The 17,955-nt window shown below is 48.3% G+C and carries 11 protein-coding genes and 2 pseudogenes; 1 reads left to right on the top strand and 12 read right to left on the bottom strand.

Annotated elements, in window-relative coordinates:
• Positions 1 to 13: 13 nt before the first annotated feature.
• From GJJ30_RS01205 to GJJ30_RS01255, 11 genes and pseudogenes are all read right to left on the bottom strand, one after another.
• Positions 14 to 802, bottom strand: coding sequence for a hypothetical protein (locus GJJ30_RS01205; RefSeq protein WP_154172316.1), 789 nt, complete (start codon positions 800 to 802; stop codon positions 14 to 16).
• Positions 803 to 2,323: 1,521 nt separating this feature from the next.
• Complete coding sequence (locus GJJ30_RS01210; RefSeq protein WP_154172318.1) at positions 2,324 to 3,166, bottom strand: alpha/beta hydrolase; 843 nt, start codon at positions 3,164 to 3,166, stop codon at positions 2,324 to 2,326.
• A 167-nt stretch (positions 3,167 to 3,333) separates the two neighbouring features.
• Positions 3,334 to 4,101 carry an alpha/beta fold hydrolase gene (locus tag GJJ30_RS01215; RefSeq protein ID WP_154172320.1) on the bottom strand — a complete coding sequence of 256 codons (768 nt, stop codon included), beginning with the start codon at positions 4,099 to 4,101 and terminating at the stop codon, positions 3,334 to 3,336.
• A 393-nt stretch (positions 4,102 to 4,494) separates the two neighbouring features.
• Positions 4,495 to 6,456 (bottom strand): sigma 54-interacting response regulator, encoded by a 1,962-nt coding sequence (locus GJJ30_RS01220; RefSeq protein ID WP_154172322.1) that lies wholly within the window; start codon positions 6,454 to 6,456, stop codon positions 4,495 to 4,497.
• A 9-nt stretch (positions 6,457 to 6,465) separates the two neighbouring features.
• Complete coding sequence (locus GJJ30_RS01225) at positions 6,466 to 8,910, bottom strand: histidine kinase dimerization/phosphoacceptor domain -containing protein (RefSeq protein ID WP_310588152.1); 2,445 nt, start codon at positions 8,908 to 8,910, stop codon at positions 6,466 to 6,468.
• Positions 8,911 to 9,141: 231 nt separating this feature from the next.
• A pseudogene (locus GJJ30_RS32260) lies at positions 9,142 to 9,440 on the bottom strand (integrase core domain-containing protein); the annotation flags it as partial.
• A gap of 78 nt (positions 9,441 to 9,518) precedes the next feature.
• Positions 9,519 to 9,587, bottom strand: a pseudogene (locus GJJ30_RS32650) (hypothetical protein); the annotation flags it as partial.
• Positions 9,588 to 9,778: 191 nt separating this feature from the next.
• Positions 9,779 to 11,107 (bottom strand): ferredoxin reductase family protein, encoded by a 1,329-nt coding sequence (locus tag GJJ30_RS01240; RefSeq protein ID WP_154172326.1) that lies wholly within the window; start codon positions 11,105 to 11,107, stop codon positions 9,779 to 9,781.
• A gap of 54 nt (positions 11,108 to 11,161) precedes the next feature.
• Complete coding sequence (locus GJJ30_RS01245; RefSeq protein WP_154172328.1) at positions 11,162 to 12,136, bottom strand: quinone oxidoreductase family protein; 975 nt, start codon at positions 12,134 to 12,136, stop codon at positions 11,162 to 11,164.
• A gap of 82 nt (positions 12,137 to 12,218) precedes the next feature.
• Complete coding sequence (locus GJJ30_RS01250; protein WP_154172330.1) at positions 12,219 to 12,797, bottom strand: Crp/Fnr family transcriptional regulator; 579 nt, start codon at positions 12,795 to 12,797, stop codon at positions 12,219 to 12,221.
• Between the two features lie 262 nt (positions 12,798 to 13,059).
• Positions 13,060 to 14,163 (bottom strand): outer membrane protein assembly factor BamB family protein, encoded by a 1,104-nt coding sequence (locus GJJ30_RS01255; protein WP_154172332.1) that lies wholly within the window; start codon positions 14,161 to 14,163, stop codon positions 13,060 to 13,062.
• 322 nt (positions 14,164 to 14,485) lie between these two features.
• On the opposite strand from GJJ30_RS01255, the gene GJJ30_RS01260 reads away from it, so the two are divergent.
• The gene (locus tag GJJ30_RS01260; RefSeq protein WP_154172334.1) at positions 14,486 to 16,927 is read left to right on the top strand and encodes an ABC transporter permease; all 2,442 of its coding nucleotides are present in this window, start codon (positions 14,486 to 14,488) and stop codon (positions 16,925 to 16,927) included.
• 15 nt (positions 16,928 to 16,942) lie between these two features.
• On the opposite strand, the gene GJJ30_RS01265 is transcribed toward GJJ30_RS01260, so the two are convergent.
• Positions 16,943 to 17,887, bottom strand: a complete 945-nt coding sequence (locus GJJ30_RS01265) for a Vgb family protein (protein ID WP_154172336.1) — start codon at positions 17,885 to 17,887, stop codon at positions 16,943 to 16,945.
• Positions 17,888 to 17,955: the final 68 nt, after the last annotated feature.

Genomic DNA, 17,955 nt, shown 5'->3' on the forward strand with positions numbered 1-17,955 from the left:
TTTTGCGGACTGATCATTCGCCAGTCTTGTCATTTAGATTGTCACCCTGATCCAAAGCAGGTGCTGGAATTCTTTCCAGATGCTTGCGCCAGAATGTTCCAATTAATTGAGCCTCTTCCCGCGTAACAACTCTATTTCCCTTGCCCTCGACGTAGATATTGATATTTTCAATATGTATCTCTTGCTTTTCGTCGGGCTTGGTCAGATCATGTATTGCCATTAAAATGGTTACTACGTTAGCTAGAATAGTCGAAACTTCAATGATGCCGTTGAGCACTTTTCTTACTGGTATGCTTTTCTGGATATTTACGTCAGATTTTGTATAGTTTGGATAGCCCGTCTCCTTGTTTTCAGCGATAGCACTTAAAAAACCCTCAGCTCTGCCCGCAAGAGAGCATACCATCTCCATCAACATCTTGATATTATTGTAAATCTCGTCGGTCTTGACTGCACAAGCGTGTTTAGCCGATTCGATTTTATCACGAACATAATTTAGAAGTTCCTGAGCAGGTGGAGGGCCCTGGTAGTTAAGGTGGCGAAGAATCGCACTGTTGACCGGTACAATAATATCTTCGAAGTCTTTTTTGGATATGGTTTGTTGCTGGGATTGCTTTTCATTATTCCGTACCCATTCCCAGAAGGTATCCTCAACAAGCAAATGGTTGAGGCTTTTACAGGCCAGCGCGCTTGCTCTAACCAATAAGAAATCAACATGCCTATCGTCAAATCCATTTTTTTCGCGATCTCTCAGTAGGCTTGAAAGTTCATTCAAATCTTTTACGTACCCTTTGTATTTTAGCATAGTAGGGAGGATTTAAGACCAAACTTTAGAGTAATTGATATTAGGCATTAGTAATTTGCCCAATATCCTGAAAGAGAGGGAATTGTACAAGTCTCTCGATAAACGGTATCAACATTTCAATCAAAATAATTTGCTTTGTTCGCTCTTTAACTGTGTAGCTTTTTTTCGAGCCGGACAATCGTCTCTCTCAGGCATCCAATCTGGTACTAGGCAGCTATGGGCTTATATTGCCTAACTATATCCGCGGACCTGTAGGACTTCTTATCGGGCTGGCAGAACAACTTGGCAATAAATAAGTAGAGTTATTTTTGGCAATAATCTCGTAGGTTCGGTCGATTTGGAAAGAAAAATGTTGAATGTAAGAAATGCAGCACTGCAAAACATTTAATTTTTTCTCGTTTGTGCAGCCGTATCGCCTGGATAGCCTGGAATAGTTTGCCCTTTGCCGTTTTAAAGCCTGAGCGGTTCAACTCAACCGCGATGATTGCAAAGGCCTTGCTATGGCCGGAGCATCTCGATAATACATCCAGTCGTTAATGGTAAATGGCTAGTGTTTTTCATATCGCGGCACAGCAAAATTACTTTTGCCGGTTTTGCCGGTAAGCCACCTAACGTTTGTTGAAAAAAATGGGTCAGAGGGTGATTTCTCTGACCATGACCAAACCAAGTAACCTGTAATAGACACCTTCTGAACAAATATTTTCGCATTCGTCCCCTAATCCGTCCCCTCCTATTAAAATTAAACATTAATATATTGAATATCAAAGCATTAACCCTGATAGTTCAACTCCCGTAGGAGGCTCATTTTTCAAAAGGCTAACTCAGTTCAGAGCAAAAATGCTCAAAATGACTGAGTTAGCCTTTTTCGTTTATCAATCCTAATCATTACTAATACGGTTTTGTAAAGTAAAGCCGTCACTAATTCCGTCACCTTGCATTGAGAATTTCCGTATCTGGTAGTGACCAAACCCGGTACTGTCCATGAAACGATTACCAAGAAGTCGGTAAAGTTGATGCTCAACAATGCACCTTCTGACCAGCCGACGACTATTTTCCTGGTTTGTCGTTATGATAATAAACGGTTTTTGACTTCGACAGGTCAGACATTCTTCCATCTGACTGGAATGTCTACAGATAACGGGCCATGAACAAGAGGCTTCAGCGTCAAACCAATGCGCAGTTGGTGCGGCAGCGATCGGCGCTACTGAAAGTTCTCAATCTTCTCAACTAGCTCAGATGCTGTTCGATTCTGAAACATCAATCAACACCTGGATAAGGCGCTGGAATGGATAAAAAAGGTAAAGACCATTGAGGCAAAGATCGAAAAACTGCATGAATCCATTGACCGATTTGTTCAAGAGGCCTACTCTGGCAAACGACTCAATGCTAAAAGCGAGGTCCTCCCGGATTTGCAATGCCCACTTTTTAGGGCCAAGGTCAATTGTCTAATAGACTTCTGCCGTCATCGGACATTATAGGGTTACATATCTCTTCACCAAGCCCGTTTGGAAGCAGTTTATATCAGTTCGTTCGTTTGTTTAGCCAATTGAGAATATCGGTCATGACAACCTCCTTGTCCAGGTCATTCAGTAAATCGTGATAATGTCCCTCATATAATTTTAGCGTTTTATCCGTGGACGACGCATGATCATAAAAATACTGACTTCCGGCAGGCCTGGTTGCTTTGTCGGCACTACCGTGAAGAATCAGCAGGGGGAGTTGGATGGTAGCCATTTCGGTCTTCAACCGTTCGTCAGCAAGGGATAATTGCTGTACGGTTTTCGTCGGCTGAACTTCATCGGCGATGAGCGGGTCGTTATTCATAAAATCAACGACGGCCTGATCGCGGGAAAAATCTTCGTTTTTTAACCGCAGCACATGAGCGTGCGGAAACACGTGGCTCAGACCCCGTAAAACGGCCACGGCGAAATCGGGGGCAGGTACCTGAAACGCGAAACTTTCGCAAATAAACCCGCTGAGCTTGTTCTGATGCTCCAGGGCATAAATACAGGACAAAACACCGCCTGCACTGTGCCCTAGTAAAAAGATGGGTAACCCTGGATGAGCCGCTTTTGCAATGTCTATTAACTTATCAAGCTCTTTAACAAACTCCTCATAGTCAGCCATGTAATACCGTTCACCGTCTGATTCTCCCCTGCCCGGAAAGTCAATCCCGTATACGTCATACTGCTGGGCGGTTAGCTGTTCGGCCGGCCATTGAAAATAGCCGCTGTGCGAATTAAAGCCGTGAGCAAACACCACTACCGCTTTGGGCGTATCAGCTGCTTTCCAATGTTTATAAGCGACATTCAATCCTTGTTCCGAAATGAACGTATTTGTCTGTACTGGGTTAAGGGCGTGCATACGCTTTGCGGGGTTTGGTGGCTAAAAACTACTGATTCACTGGGTACATTATCCGTATAAAGCAACCATCCTGCGAAAACTAACCAATCCATTTACACCCGAAAAATAGTAACCGGGTATATCAGGGATTGGTTAATTCTATCCAGGTTTAAGCGAACCTGTTCAGCTTAGTTAACAGCCTGGCTGGCCGCTTCCAGAATCACCTCCAGAACCTGGTTGGGTTTAGACAACATGGCTACGTGGCATGATTTCAGAATAGTTGTTTTGGCCTTTGCCCGCTGAGCCATTAAGCGTTCCAGATCGGGGTTGATGGTCTTGTCTTCCGAAGCCACAATATACCAGGAAGGTTTCTGTTTCCAGGCCACTTTACTCGCCACCCCCTTAAATACGTCTGGGGAAGTCGGCTGTTGTACCGCAAAAACCAACTCCTGTTCCTGCGCCGAAAGATCATTGGCAAATACCTTCGATATGCCTTCTTTGGTAAGACTAATGAACCCACCTTCTGCCTGAAAAAAGGAGGCAAGTTGGGTCGGTGCCGCTTGTTCACTTAATGAGGGAACCGTTTCATCCTTTTCGGGGGCGTAGGCCGCCACATAAACCAAGGCTTTTACCTTTGGATGATCGCCGGCTTCCGTGATCACAAACCCTCCCCAGGAATGACCAACCAAAACGACATCACCACCGGCAATAGCGATAGCCCGTTGGGTAGCCGCAATATCGTTCTCGAGTGTGGTAGTCGGGTTCTGTACGGATATAACTTTAAACCCTCGGGCAACCAGGAGCGGGATGACTTTGTTCCATGACGATCCATCGGCCCATAAGCCATGCACAAAGATAATAGTGGGTTTTGTTGCTTCCATTTTTTTTGTCTGAGCGTTTGAAGTGGAAATAGATACGATTACCGCCGATAATAGAAGTAGGGCTGCGATTTTCATAAGATGCTGGTTATTAAGTGGAAGAGATAGTAAGGACGATCACAAACAGGTTGCCAGTTGCCGAACGGTTGTCCGAACGTAAGTATCAACAGCTTGGCCCTCCCTGTTGCGAAAAACGGATGTCGTTTGGGCTTTTCCTGAATTCATGAAACGTATTGTAAACAGCTTGTCCTTGATAAAAAGGGCTGCAAACAATTTCGTACCAGAAAATCATTGAGAAGAAGAAAATATGAGCAATTGACGTAATTAATTAATTTTCAATGCTTTGGGCTATTTTATTGAAGCGCTAAAATAAAAAACGGAACCTTCCCGCTCCACTATTTTTGGAGGCTATAAAATCCGACTCCTAAACTTTTGGAGGGGATATGAGCAGGCATAACCTGTAAGGTCCTGTCAGTTGCCTAAATCGCCCCGCTGAATACCTAACTTCGCTAGTCTGGCTTCCAGAGTTGTCGGCTTTATTTTCAGTAATTCGGCGGCCCCATTGGCCCCCCGTATAAGGCCGTTCGTTTTTTTGAGAACGGAGATAAGGTACTCCCTTTCTGTCTCCTGCTGGATGCGCCTGACATCCCCGAGTGTTTCGATCTCAGCCTTGCCGGCTGCTCGGTCAGCTGTCCCCAAGAGGCTTTGCTTTAATTCCAGTTCAGATTGACCGTCATTGAGGATCACCGATCGTTCCAGTACATTCTCGAGTTCACGAATGTTTCCCGGCCAGCTATACGCCTGCAATTCGGCTATCATGGCGGCCGATAGACCGTTGAAATTCTTCTTGAACTCGTTGCAGAACCGGTTGGCAAAATAAACGGCCAGGGCTTGTATATCGCTTTTGCGTTCGCGCAGGGGCGGTAAGGTGATCGGAAACACATTAAGCCGATAATACAGGTCAAGCCGGAACCGGCCTTCGGCCACTTCACGTTCCAGATTTCGGTTCGTAGCGGCTACAATGCGCACATCGACTTTCCGGGGCGACTTGCTCCCGACCGGATCAATTTCCTTTTCCTGTAAAACCCGCAGCAACTGCACCTGCATGTCCAGCGGCATTTCGCCGATCTCGTCTAAAAATAGCGTCCCTTCATGAGCTTGTTCAAACTTTCCTTTTCTCTTTTCGATAGCGCCGGTAAAGGCACCTTTCTCATGGCCAAACAGCTCGGACTCGATTAGGGAAGCTGGAATGGCGGCACAATTCACTTTGATGAAAGGACCGTCTCGGCGTGCAGAGAGCGAGTGAATGGCCTGGGCGATGCTTTCTTTTCCGGTACCGCTTTCGCCAAGCAGTAACACTGACGTTTTGTACGGCGCCACCTGCGTTACCAGATCTAAGGCGGCCAGCAAAAGCGGATGATTCCCGATTATGCGTTTAAATTCAGAAACAGTGCCCTGGTGATCCTCGGCTTTCTCCTGCTGCCTATCGGCCGACAGCGGCATCGTGGATGTGAAGGATGGGACAGACCGGACTAGTTTTTCGGTAACGCTGGTCAAGCCGCTTCCGAAATGAGTCAACGCGGCCAGGTGACTTTGCGTGTACAGGGCAGGCCGACGACTATAAAACGAATAATGAACCCAGGAGCCATTGCTCAGAGCAACTGGACATACCAGATAGGATTCTAAGCTGAACGTGTTTAACCAAATCGTTTGCATTGGCGTCACGGGGGCAGCATCGGTCGTGACTCCGTTGTAATAAGTAGCCACAGAGGGAGCTATATCGCTGTTTTCCTGCATTGTGGATAAGGCGTCGCTTTTTAAACCGGAGATTGTTTGTAGCTCTTCCTTTCCAATAAACTGATATTCATCAAACCCAACGCGCAAATAACCGTAATCACTACCCGAAAGTGGCCGGGTTTCGCACACGATGAGATCAAACGGTATAAACGGTCGTAGGGCCCGGGCGATCTTTAAAAACGTCTGCTTACCGTCCGAGTCTTCCTGGCTAATCTCCAGCAGTTGTTTTTCCAGCAGTGCTTCCTGCTGCCATTTTGATTCGAGCTTATTCTTGTGGAGATACACGGCAATATCCAAGGCCACCAGCAAATCCTTCTCCCTGAATGGCTTGACGAGAAAGCCATAGGGTTCCGTTTTTTTCGCTTCTTCGAGTATCTTTTGGCTTGAATTGGCGGATAAATAAACAAAGGCAATGTTTTCAGCCTTGAGTTTTCGGGCCAGATCAATGCCCGATTCGCTTCCATTCAACCGGATGTCCAGCAGCACGAGGTCGTGTTTATCCCGTTGCAGATTCTCATAAGCCTGCTCAGCCGAAGTGGCGATACCGCTCACCGTGTAGCCGGCCTTCCTTAAGAGTAGCCGCAGCGAATTGGCTACCACAAACTCGTCTTCAACAATCAGAATCCTGGTGCTCATAGCCGTTGGTTACGAAATGTTTTCGGGCAGGTTTGTCGGCGAGTAATGCCTGCTTACGGGAATAAACCGGACGGTCACAAGCACACCGGTACTGCTTTCAATCGTGAAGGACCCGTTCAACTGCCTGGCAAGCCCCTGCATCAGCTCAAGGCCAAGGGAATTTGACTCCTTTGTGTCAAGACTTGTGGGGAGGCCAATGCCGTTATCCGCAATTTTCAATACAAAATAATCGGGTCCGTCGTGCTGTAGCTCGATACGCACAACCCCTTTCTGACCCTGTAGAAAAGCATGTTTCATGGTATTGACAATACTTTCGGTGACGATCAGCCCCAGCGGAATTGCCTGTGATACATCCAGGAATAAGGGCTCAATCGTCTGTTTGAACGTAATCTGGCCGCCCTCATCGAAGCTCTCCTGCAAATAACTTATCAGCTCGTTGATGTAGTCAGGCATGGACAGGCTAGACGTATTTTCATCCTGGTAGAGCTTTTGATGAATCAAGGCCATCGCCTGCATCCGGCGCAGGCTGTCCGTTACGGCCAGTTTGGCTCTTTCATCCTGCAAATACATCGATTGTGAATAGAGCAGGCTGGTTACCATCTGAAGATTGTTTTTAACCCGATGATGAACTTCCTTCAGCAACCATTCTTTTTCTTTGAGGAGTTTGTCCTGCTCGGTAGTCAGTGTTTCCAGGAAATTATTTTTCTGATCCAGTTCCCGCTGATTCGCGACCAGTTTGCTGTTCGTTCGTTGTTTGATGATATACCGGTTGACTAAGAGCGCGATAATGATCAGTAGGAGTACCAGACCCGCTACCACTATATTTCTGGTCCGGTGCGCCTGCTCCGTCCGCAAACGCTCCAGCTGATTCTGGCTGTTGAGTAACTGGATATCTTTATCTTTTTTCTCAGCCTCATATTTCACCAGTAATTCCTCGGTTCGTTTTCGCTGTTCATGACTAAACAGTGAGTCGGTAAACTCGTAACTATGCTTCAGGTGCCTGATCGCGTCCAGATGACGCCCCTCTACAGAATCAATTTTGAACAGATTATAATAATAATTATCCTTAGCCAGTATATCAAATGAAGATATGTAGCCTTTCCCCCGCTCAAGATAGTCCCTCGCTTGCCGGGTTTTCCCGATTGTGCGGTAAAAGGAAGAAATCTGAAAAAATGCCGCTGGAAATTCGTCATGAACATATTCCACCGGAAATTTTTCCGCCATCGTCAAAAATACCTGGTAATTGGTTTCCGCAAGACTGAACTTCTTTAAACTCTCATAGGACCTTCCCAGCAGCAAGGCGAAATGCATCCTGTGAAAGTGCGTGTTTGGCGGATAGAGTCGCTGGGCTTCCTTTAGCAGCGATAAGGCGTCTTTGGCTCTGCCCATGTCGTTCAGCGTCAGCACTTTGCCGATCAGCGCACTGTACCAGAATAATCTTGTTCCAGATGACCGATGCTTCAACCCTTTATCGTACCAGAACAGGGCTTCATTCAACTTCAGAAGCCGTGCATACACTTGCCCCCTTCGGGTGTAAAAGTAACTGATAAAGGTAGAATCGGCTCTGGAGGCCAGGCCTGCCAGACTTTTGTTGGAATAGGTTAGCGCATCAGTCTGCGTTCCTTTTCGGGAAGCCAGCCAGGATAAGGCATCGTAGGGGTATTGCTGTTGTCGAAAGTTGATCCGGGCCTGGAGGTTGACAATCGTGCGTAAGTAATCTTCGGCTACCTTATATTTTTTAGCGACAAAGTATTCAATGTTTATCAGAGACAGGGTTTCTATTTCCTTTACTTTATCATTGACTTTCCGAAAAATGGCCAGGGCTTTTTCAAATTTCTTAAGCCTCTCAGGGTCTCCGTAATGAAGTTGTTCTCCGGCGCGCAGGAGCAGGTTGGCGGATGCCCGTTCGTTTCCTGCCCGATCGCATCGGGCGATCAGGTCATCGAATACGCGCTGACCCTCGGTAGCAAAGCCCGACTGATGAAGCCAGTAAGCCCGGAGTGTCCTACTGGCAACCTGCCATTGAAGAGGTGCTTTCTGACTCAGCCGTATAGCTTCGTCGATGTATGTTGAGGCCTGATCGAGGTCGGCCTTTTCGGTGCCCGGCTTAAAAACAAAGTAACTGCCCAAGTCCAGCAATAACGGCAGCCGTGCTTCCTGCCGCAGTTTGCTGAGCAATACGCTGGCATCTGCTACTTTTCCGACATCCAGCAACCGGCTCCCCACAGTCGGTTTTCCGTCGCTGTATGCCTCATTGTAAGCCAGCAGCGGGCTTAACTGATACACCTTGCAGGGAATCTGTATCGAACTGTCCATATCCAGTTGCCCCTGACTAACCGTATGGATGTATTGCGCTGTAATGCGGATCAGCAATCGCTGTCTGGCCACGTCGTTGTACTCCGCCCGGCTACGTTGCGCCCTGGCGTAATAGCCAGAGATGGCAACGATGACCACTGTGCATACGATAAGTTGTCCAGGACGTGTAAGGAGAGACTTACAGTTCATCAGAAGCGGATAAGTATGTCGACATAATCAAACGTATCTCACTATCAATCCCATCAGTTAAAGGTAATGACTAAACAGACAACTAGTAGGTTGAGGATTCTCCGTTTTTCAAAAGCCTCTATACTCTTCAACTGTGATACATATTGTTTGAGGTTGAGGTCCTCCCGAAAAGCGTACCGGTCAAAGATTGAGGATCAGACGTTCATTTGTTGATTTTTCATTCCCCTCTCCAACCGACCGGCGGCCCGGCTCATTTGGCGTTAGTCCTCCGAGTGAGCTATGGGGTCGGAAGTTATTGTATTCCTGCCGCCAGTGTTCAATTTTTTCCTGAGCATCTTCCAGCGACAAGAACCAGTGAGCGTTCAAGCACTCATCCCGGAAACTGCCGTTAAACGATTCAATAAAGGGGTTATCAGTGGGTTTGCCAGGACGTGAAAATCGAGCGTCACCTTATCATCATACGCCCATTTATCTAAGGCAAGTAAATTCACTGCCGTTATCAACCGCCGGGCGGCCCCGTTCCAGTTGTAATAGGTAGCCACGCTAATCCCCATTTTGCGGCATATTTCTGCCACAGCCACTCCAGTCTCAGATTGCTTAAGAGCAAAGACAATGGCTCCGGCCACCCGGTTGCGCTTCAGTGAACTTTGTTTTCTTCATGACGATTTGTTTGATTTAAGTTAATCCAAATCGCCCGATTTCTCTACTTCAGACTGGAACGCTTTTCCGGGGGGACGTCAAGATAAAGTTTGTAGATTATGCTTGCACTGTGAAGGTCAGGAGAAGAAAGACAGTAACTATGCTTTAGCGCATTGCTTTAGCGCATTTCGAATCGGTCAAAGTGAAATCGGCTTTCATCGAAATTGTAGCTTGAAAGTCCTTTCAGAAGGCATTCGGCAAAAGAAGAGGGACCACAAAACCAGATATCGGTATCTTCTAAACTGCCAACCGACTCATGTAATAAATCAGCGGTGAGATATTCTTGTTCCAGGGAATTCAAATGATAAAACTGCACTCCGGAGCGCCTGCATAATTCCTCTAATGAATCCGGAAACATGACGGACTTTTTACCTCGCATAGAATACCAGAAATCAATAGGCCCGTCTGTTCCACCACGCGCAGATAAATAGTCCAGACGTGCCATAAATGGCGTTATGCCAATGCCACCTGAAACCCATATTTGCCTGGTGCTTCCTATTTTGAAGGTAAACTCGCCATAAGGGCCTTCAATAATGATGTGCGCTCCGATTACGGCATGATTGGCCAGATCAGTCGTAAAATCTCCCAGTGACTTGATGGCAAACCGCATGGAGAACGGATCATCTCCTGAGGATGCGATCGTAAACGGGTGTGGTTCGGGGTCATTTGGAAAACGCAAAAATGCATATTGCCCTGGTTCATGTTTAAATGGTTTTTGAAGCGAGAGCCGCAGATCGAGTATCCCGTCGGCATGATTATAAATCTGATCAATTGTCGCTCGTGTTTTGCGGGGAGCGCCGATCCGTTGAAACAGACAGAGTAAGGCAGCGACCACGCCAAGGGTGATCAATACCAGTAACAAATAGCCCGCTGGTGTGTCCAACCAATGTTCTTTAAGTTGAGCAGTTGCTCCGTGAAATGCCGCGAGCAAAAATAAAACGGGAAAAACCTTATGTGTTTTGCGGAACAACCGGTAAGGAATTTTCTTGAACAACGCGATAACAACCAAGACAACTGAACCGTAAAAAGCGAATTCCGCCATTGTCACACCTGCCTGGAAAAGCGTGATTTCCAAGTCAGAAAAACGGGAGCCGTCGGTCAACTCGCCCGGATTGGGAACCAACCCCAGTTCAACCAGCCACTCGGGTACAAGCTCGCATAGCCAATGAAAAATGAGTACTAACGTCGTACCTATTCCCGTCCATTTGTGAACAACATAGGCTTTGTCCAAGCCTTTCATAAGCCCGTTCATCCACGGCGTGCGTATGGAAATGACCATCGATAACACCATCAGTGACATTGCCGAGACGCCTGTCAGAAAAACAAGTTGTTCTCGAAGTTCCCATCCGTCAGGGTGCGAAATAAAATGTGCAGGGCCGGGTGATAGGATATAAATCACACCAGCCCACACCAGTGCGCCGGTGATCCATTTCGTTGATAAACTCATGTGAACCTGGGGATCAGATAAAAGACGAATCGATTTTTGAATAGGTGATACACCCTAGTTAAGGGTAACAACCAGCCGTTTTCCGTCTGTTAACGGAACATCATAGATGGATTCAATTTCAGCCAGGGGAACTGTCACTGTTTCAATGTGAAGTTTGTCGTTTGTGGCCAATTGAAACATTTCTGGCAGGATCACTGTAAAGAGTTTTTTAACATCCTCACGGGTCCAACTTCCAAGCCCCGATCCGCTAAGCAATAGATTTACACTGCGCAAATTCGCAGCTGATAAAGCAATCGTATCACCAGCCACGCTACCGACCGACACAAATCGGGTTTGCGCCGTAAAGTTTCCCTTACCTTTCAATGCGAGAAACAGCAGCTCTGCCGAATGGCCCCATAAATAGTCGATGATTACATGAATGGGAGTAAGCTGATGTACGGCCTGAATTTGGGCGATGAATGCTTCGTCAGACTGCTGCAATGAGATTACTTCGTTAGCGCCTAAGGTGAGCAACGTCTTCAACGATTCCGGATCGCGACCTGTTGCGATTACTTTTTGGGCCCCGTAATATTTAGCAATTTGAACGGCAACGCGACCTGTAAAGCCGGTGGCTCCGTTAATTAATACGGTGTCGCCAGGCTGCATATCGGCGCGAAACCGCAGCCCCATGGCCGCTCCGATTACAGCATTTGGAAGGGCCGCGGCTATGACATGATCCAAACCCTGTGGCACGGTAACCATCCGATCTTTATCTACAACGGCATACTCGGCGGCCATACCACCGACGCCCAATGCATAGACACGTGTCCCGTCGGCTAACAAGCCAACGCCATCTCCACCTATGATCCGGAAGTCACCAGCCTTCTTGGTACTCGAATAATGGGTTCCGCTTGCCCGACTTCGGTCAACATGCTTAATGGCAGCAGCCAGCATCTGGATCAGTACTTCGTCTTCATTTTGTATCGTAGGATTGGGAACTTCTCTATACTCAACCCCTCCGGTTTGCGTATTTATGACGGCGGCTTTCATCCTGCTTACAGTTAAATTGTAAGGCAAAATTAGGGGTCAATCCTGTAGTCAAACGATAACATTTGTTATCAAATACTATCGTTTACGATGCTTTTCGGGCAATTCTTGCCTTGATCCGGCTGAGGTGAACACTGCTTATTCCCAGGTAGGACGCGATATAATGTTGCGGGACGCGCTGGACCACATAGGGTTTTTGTTCCAATAGGTTAAGGTAACGTTGTTCAGGCGTGTCGCGAATAAAGGAAAGAAAATGGTGCATGTAGTTGATTGTTCGTTCGAACATCGTATTTAGGATTTGCTTTCGCATGGCCGGTATGGTGATGACCTCGTTTAAAATCCTTTCAATATCGGTCTTGTCAATCCACCAGAGAGTGCAGGCTTCGACTGTTTCAATGGAAAATTCACTGGGTAAGCCTTTTGTAAAGCTTTCGATCGAAGACACGGTGCTATTCTCAAAGAAGAACTGAAAGGTGACATCAGTGCCATTCTTGTCAAATGAAACGCGCAGACAACCTTTTTCAATTAGATAAGCTTTGTGTGAAATGTCACCTTCTTTTAAGAGGATTGTTTTGGGGGCCACCTGCATGCGCTTAAAACAACTTATATAATCATCCCATCTGTCGTGTAGTAAAGGGAAGTTTGCTTTTAATCGTTCCAGCATTGAGATTGCTTATTTATCCAAATAACTTTATACAACTTCAGTTTACGCAGATAATTGGCAAGCTGCAATGGGTAATATAAACAATAACTCGCAAAAACTACATAACAAAGGATTAATCAGCCTACGAGCGTAAAACTTCAAAATCAACTGATTAGCCTTTTTAATAGTAAGCCTTCAGTGATGACCTGATCGAGTACTCAACAACCAGAACCGGGTTTAGGCTGAAGAGTCCAGACAGGATCCGTACGGGCGGGCAAGCCGTTTAGTTGCGGTTACCCCAGTGGACAACGGCCCCGGTTTTGGTCACCACGCAGGGGCTGCTTTGGGTTTCTGCATTACTCCCGCCGGTGAAGAAAGACCATTTGCCAGTACCGGTGGCCGCATCCACTGCATAGAGCTTGGTGGGATCGCCGTTCAAATAAAGCACTCCGTTGCTCACCGTCGGGCTGCTGATATTTTTACTACCCGAAACCGACAGGTCCCATTTTTTGGTACCCGTGGCCGCATCCAGGGCATAAAGCTTGCCGTCAGCACTGCCAATATAAACCAGCCCGTTGCTCACCGTCGGGCTGCTATCAATCCTCCCTCCGGTCGTAAAATCCCATTTCTTGGCGCCACTGCCAGCGTCCAGAGCGTAAAGTTTTTTGTCACCGCTCCCGACATAGACGATGCCGTCGCTCACCATCGGGCTGCTGCTTACATCACTCCCGGTCGTAAAATCCCATTTTTTGGCACCGCTGATCGCGTCCAGGGCGTAAAGCTTCTTGTCACTACTGCCTACGTAGACGATTCCGTTGCTCACCATCGGGCTGCTATCGATTCTGGCTCCGGTCGTAAAGTCCCATTTTTTAGTACCGATAGCCGCATCCAGGGCATAGAGCTTCTTGTCAACGCTCCCTACATAGACGAGTCCGTTACTCACCACGGGGCTACCCGGTATATAATCTCCGGTCGTAAAGTCCCATTTTTTGGTCCCGGCCGTCGCATCCAGGGCGTAGAGCTTCTTGTCATAACTCCCTACATAGACGATTCCGTTGCTCACTACCGGGCTGCTATCTACAAAACTGCCGGTCGTAAAGTCCCATTTTTTGGCGCCGGTGGTCGCATCCAGGGCATAGAACTTTTTGTCACCACTTCCGACATAAACGAGCCCGTTACTCACGACCGGGCTGCCAAATACCGGAGCTCCGGTGGGAAACTCCCATTTTTTGGTGCCGGTAGCGGCATCCACCGCATAGAGCTTCCGGTTTTCACTACCCACATACACCACGTCGTCGGTACTGGCGTTAGGATCCTTTTGCTGACAGGACAGCAGGCAACCCATCAGTCCGAGGGCAGCCAGTAGGGAAAACAGGATGTTTTTCATTAGGGTTGTGATTTTTTTTCACCCAATATAATTCGTTGGCTAACTACTTGTTACAGGTATCTATTTAGCGGTTTTTCGCAGAAAGGTCAGTGGCTCAAAAAGGCCTTTGAACGTCATTGCTCCTTCGTCCCATTTTTAGCCCTATTTACCCCATTTTTTCATTCGGCTTGTGCCAGTCCGGTATTTTGCGGTAGATTACCCGTGCCTGCTTCGATAAGAAGCAGGATAGGCTCGGAACTAATCTACTGCATCGATGCCTTCCGGTTTTCCGCAAGGTAACTGGTGCAAATTCCCAAACTTGTTAACCTTTTTCAACCGGATCATGATCGGAAGCTACATCAAAACATCGAGACGCAACTTACTGCGCAATAAGCTGTTTTCGGCCATCAATGTCGTTGGCCTGGCCATCAGCATGTCCGTCGGGTTACTGCTGATCGCGTTCGTCCTCGACCTGCATTCATACGACAAGTTCCACAAAAACGGGGAGCGAATCTACCGGATCACCAACGTAGTGACCGAAACTAGTAAACAAAGCCGGTCGCGGCCCGGCGGCAAGTTTGCGACCACCTCCCTGAAAACCGGTAAGCTGATCCGGCAGAAAGTGACCGGCGTGGAGGAAGTAGCGATTTTACGCAACGACTTTTCGCAGGACGCGAAGATTGGTAACAAAGTCCTGCCCATCAAGGGTTTCTGGGCGGACCCGTCGCTCTTCAAAGTGTTTACGTTTCCGATGCTGGAAGGCAATCCCGAAACGGCGCTGAAAGATCCGTACTCGATTGTTCTGACGGAAACGGCCGCGAAAAAGCTCTTCGGCAGCGACGACGCACTGGGCAAAGTGATCCGGTTTGATACGCTTGATTACCAGGTAACCGGCGTTATGCAGGACGTTCCGTTCTTTTCGCACCTCAGTTTCGAAGCGCTGGTCTCGCTGTCGACAGCCGAGCAGCTCAACCGGAAGAACCTCAACTTCGCCAACTGGACCAACATGTCGTCAAACTTCGTGTACGTTCGGCTGACCGAAACCGCCGACCTGGCGTCCATCCAGTCGCAGCTTAACGCTGTTGCCAGGGAGGAAAACCGGGCCGACGAGAATACGAAAATTCAGCTCGAGCTGCTTCCTTTGTACAATATCGTGGTCGGAGAAAGTTTCCGGGCCTCGGAGGGCGGGCCGGGCTCCGTGGGTCCGCACATGCCGCCGGTGGTGCTCTGGCTTGTTGGCGGGCTGGCCCTCGTGGTGATCCTGTCGGCCTGTTTCAACTACACCAATCTTTCGATCGCCCGGGCCCTGCGCCGTTTCAAGGAAGTGGGTCTGCGCAAAGCAATCGGTGCCGGCAAGAATCAGGTCCGGCAACAGTTTCTGGTAGAAGCCATCATGATTTCCCTGGCCGCTCTGCTGCTTTCCTTCATCCTTTTTCTCGTTTTGCGGCCACTGCTGATCAATCTGGCGCCGGAGATGCAGGGCATGGTGAAGCTCGCGCTGACGCCGTCGATGGTCATCGCCTTTCTCCTCTTTTCGGTCTCCGTGGGCGTTTTGGCCGGTTTTCTGCCTGCTCTGTTCTTTTCGAAAGTCAGCGCGATCAGTGCGCTCCGAAATGTATCGACGGTGAAAGTCTTCAAACACGTCAACCTCCGGCGCGCTCTGGTGGTGATTCAATACACGCTCACCCTGATCTTCATCACCACCACCGCCATCGGCTACGTGCAGTACAAAAACATCCTTTCGTTCGACCTGGGATTCAATACCGAAAACATTCTCAACATTCCGATGCAGGGCAATAAACCCGATGCCTTTCTCAACGAACTGCGGGAGATGCCGGAAGTGACGGGCGTATCCCGGTCGATCATCGTCACCAGCGTCGGGAATGCCTGGGGCGGTTTTATCAAATACAAAGACTCACGCGACTCGGCGCTGGTCATGACCAACAACGTCGATGAAAATTACCTGGCGCTGCACGAATACAAGCTCATTGCCGGTGGAAATTTCAGGGCTAGGCCCACAACCGCTAAAGCCGCAACAGAAGTGATCGTGAACCAGCAATTCCTGAAACGATTTAACATTGCGGGCAATGATCCCGGGAAAGCCATCGGGGAGGAAATCACGTTCACCAATTTCAGCGTAAAGGGGCGCCGGATGACCATCGTTGGCGTCATGAAAGACTTTCACTATGGTAAGGTCGACAATCTCATCGAGCCGGTTGCCTTCATGTTCTGGACACCCGAAGACCAGGCCACCCTGAACGTCAAAATTCAAAGCGCCGATCCGCTGGCCACCCGGGCCAAAATCGAGTCGGCCTGGAAGAAAATCGATCGTGTTCACCCTTTCAAGGCTAAATTCTTTGACGAAGCAATCGAAGAAGCCTACAGCGAATTTTCCATTCTGATCAAAATCATCGGTTTTCTGTCCATTCTCGCCATTTCGATCGCATCGATGGGCCTGTTCGGCATGGTGGCCTACACGACTGAAACCCGGCTGAAGGAAATCAGCATCCGCAAAGTGATGGGTGCCAGTTCGGGCAACCTGATCTACTTATTGAGTCGTGGTTTTCTCATTCAACTGGCGATCTCGGCCCTCATCGCGCTGCCCGTCACGTACCTTTTCTTCGAAAAATTTGTGCTCACCAACTTTCCGTATCACACACCTGTACGAATCATAGAGTTGTTCGTTGGCCTGCTGGCGGTATTGCTGGTTGCGTTCCTCCTGATCGGATCGCAGACGATGAAGGCGGCCAAAAGCAATCCGGCGGACGTTCTGAAGAACGAATAGCGGTCCAATACTTGATCAGGGAATGGTTACACGGGATATGCTAAAGGGTAAAACCGGTGGTGTTGGTCCCGAACGACGGTTGAGCTGGCCATTGACCACCAGAAAATAAGGCCCCGCTTTGGCCATCGTGGTGTTAAACAGCAAATTATCGCCAAAACCGGCACCGACAGTTCCCTGCAGATAATCACCGCTAAGCGTTACCGGAAAAATCTGATTGGTTACGTTTCGGGAAACATACAGGGTTTGGTTTTCCAGCCACAATCCATCCCCGGCGTTCACGGGCGTGTTCAACTGGATTTCAGCAATGGCTTTCGTACTGGTATCGATCCGGTATAGTTTTCCGGAAGAGGAAATGACCACGATCAGGTAGTTTCCGTCGGCGGTCAGCACAATGCCGTTGGCATTGACGCCCGGTGAGGTATACGGAATCTGCTGATCGGTAAACGTCAGCCACTGCTCCATGTCGCCCGGCTGGGCCAAGGCTACACTGGTGCGGTAGAGTTGTTTATTCTGAGAATCCGTAAAATACACGTATTTATCGTCCAGAATGCAGTCATTGATAAAACCGGTTGCCGCAAAAGCCGACAGGTCCCAGTTCTTGAGTAAAGTCCCGTCCGGATTGAGCACCTGGATTTTATTCTGCGTACCTCCGCAGACCCACAAACGTCCTTTTGAGTCGAGTTTTAAGCCGTTGCAGGTTGGGCGGTTTTGGGCGGCACCGGCGGCAAACAGGCTGGTCTCACCAGTCTGAACATTCACTTTCAAAATATCGCCATTGCCGATGCTGCCGGTATAAAAGAATCCCTGGCTGGCATCGTAGGCAATTCCTTCCGGGAAAAATGTGTCACCGGGAATGGGGTACGTTTCCTGCTTCACTTCGATTGGTTGGACAATATGGTCTCTAAAACAGGCACTGCAAACGGCCAGAAGCACCAGTAACAGGGAGAAAGAACGGTTCATAATGTGGATGAGTTAGCGATTATTCATCCAGTAACTGCCAACTCCGAAAAGCGTTTGGATTCCGGCGC

The sequence above is a fragment of the Larkinella terrae genome (assembly GCF_009668025.1).
GTDB lineage: Bacteria > Bacteroidota > Bacteroidia > Cytophagales > Spirosomataceae > Larkinella > Larkinella terrae.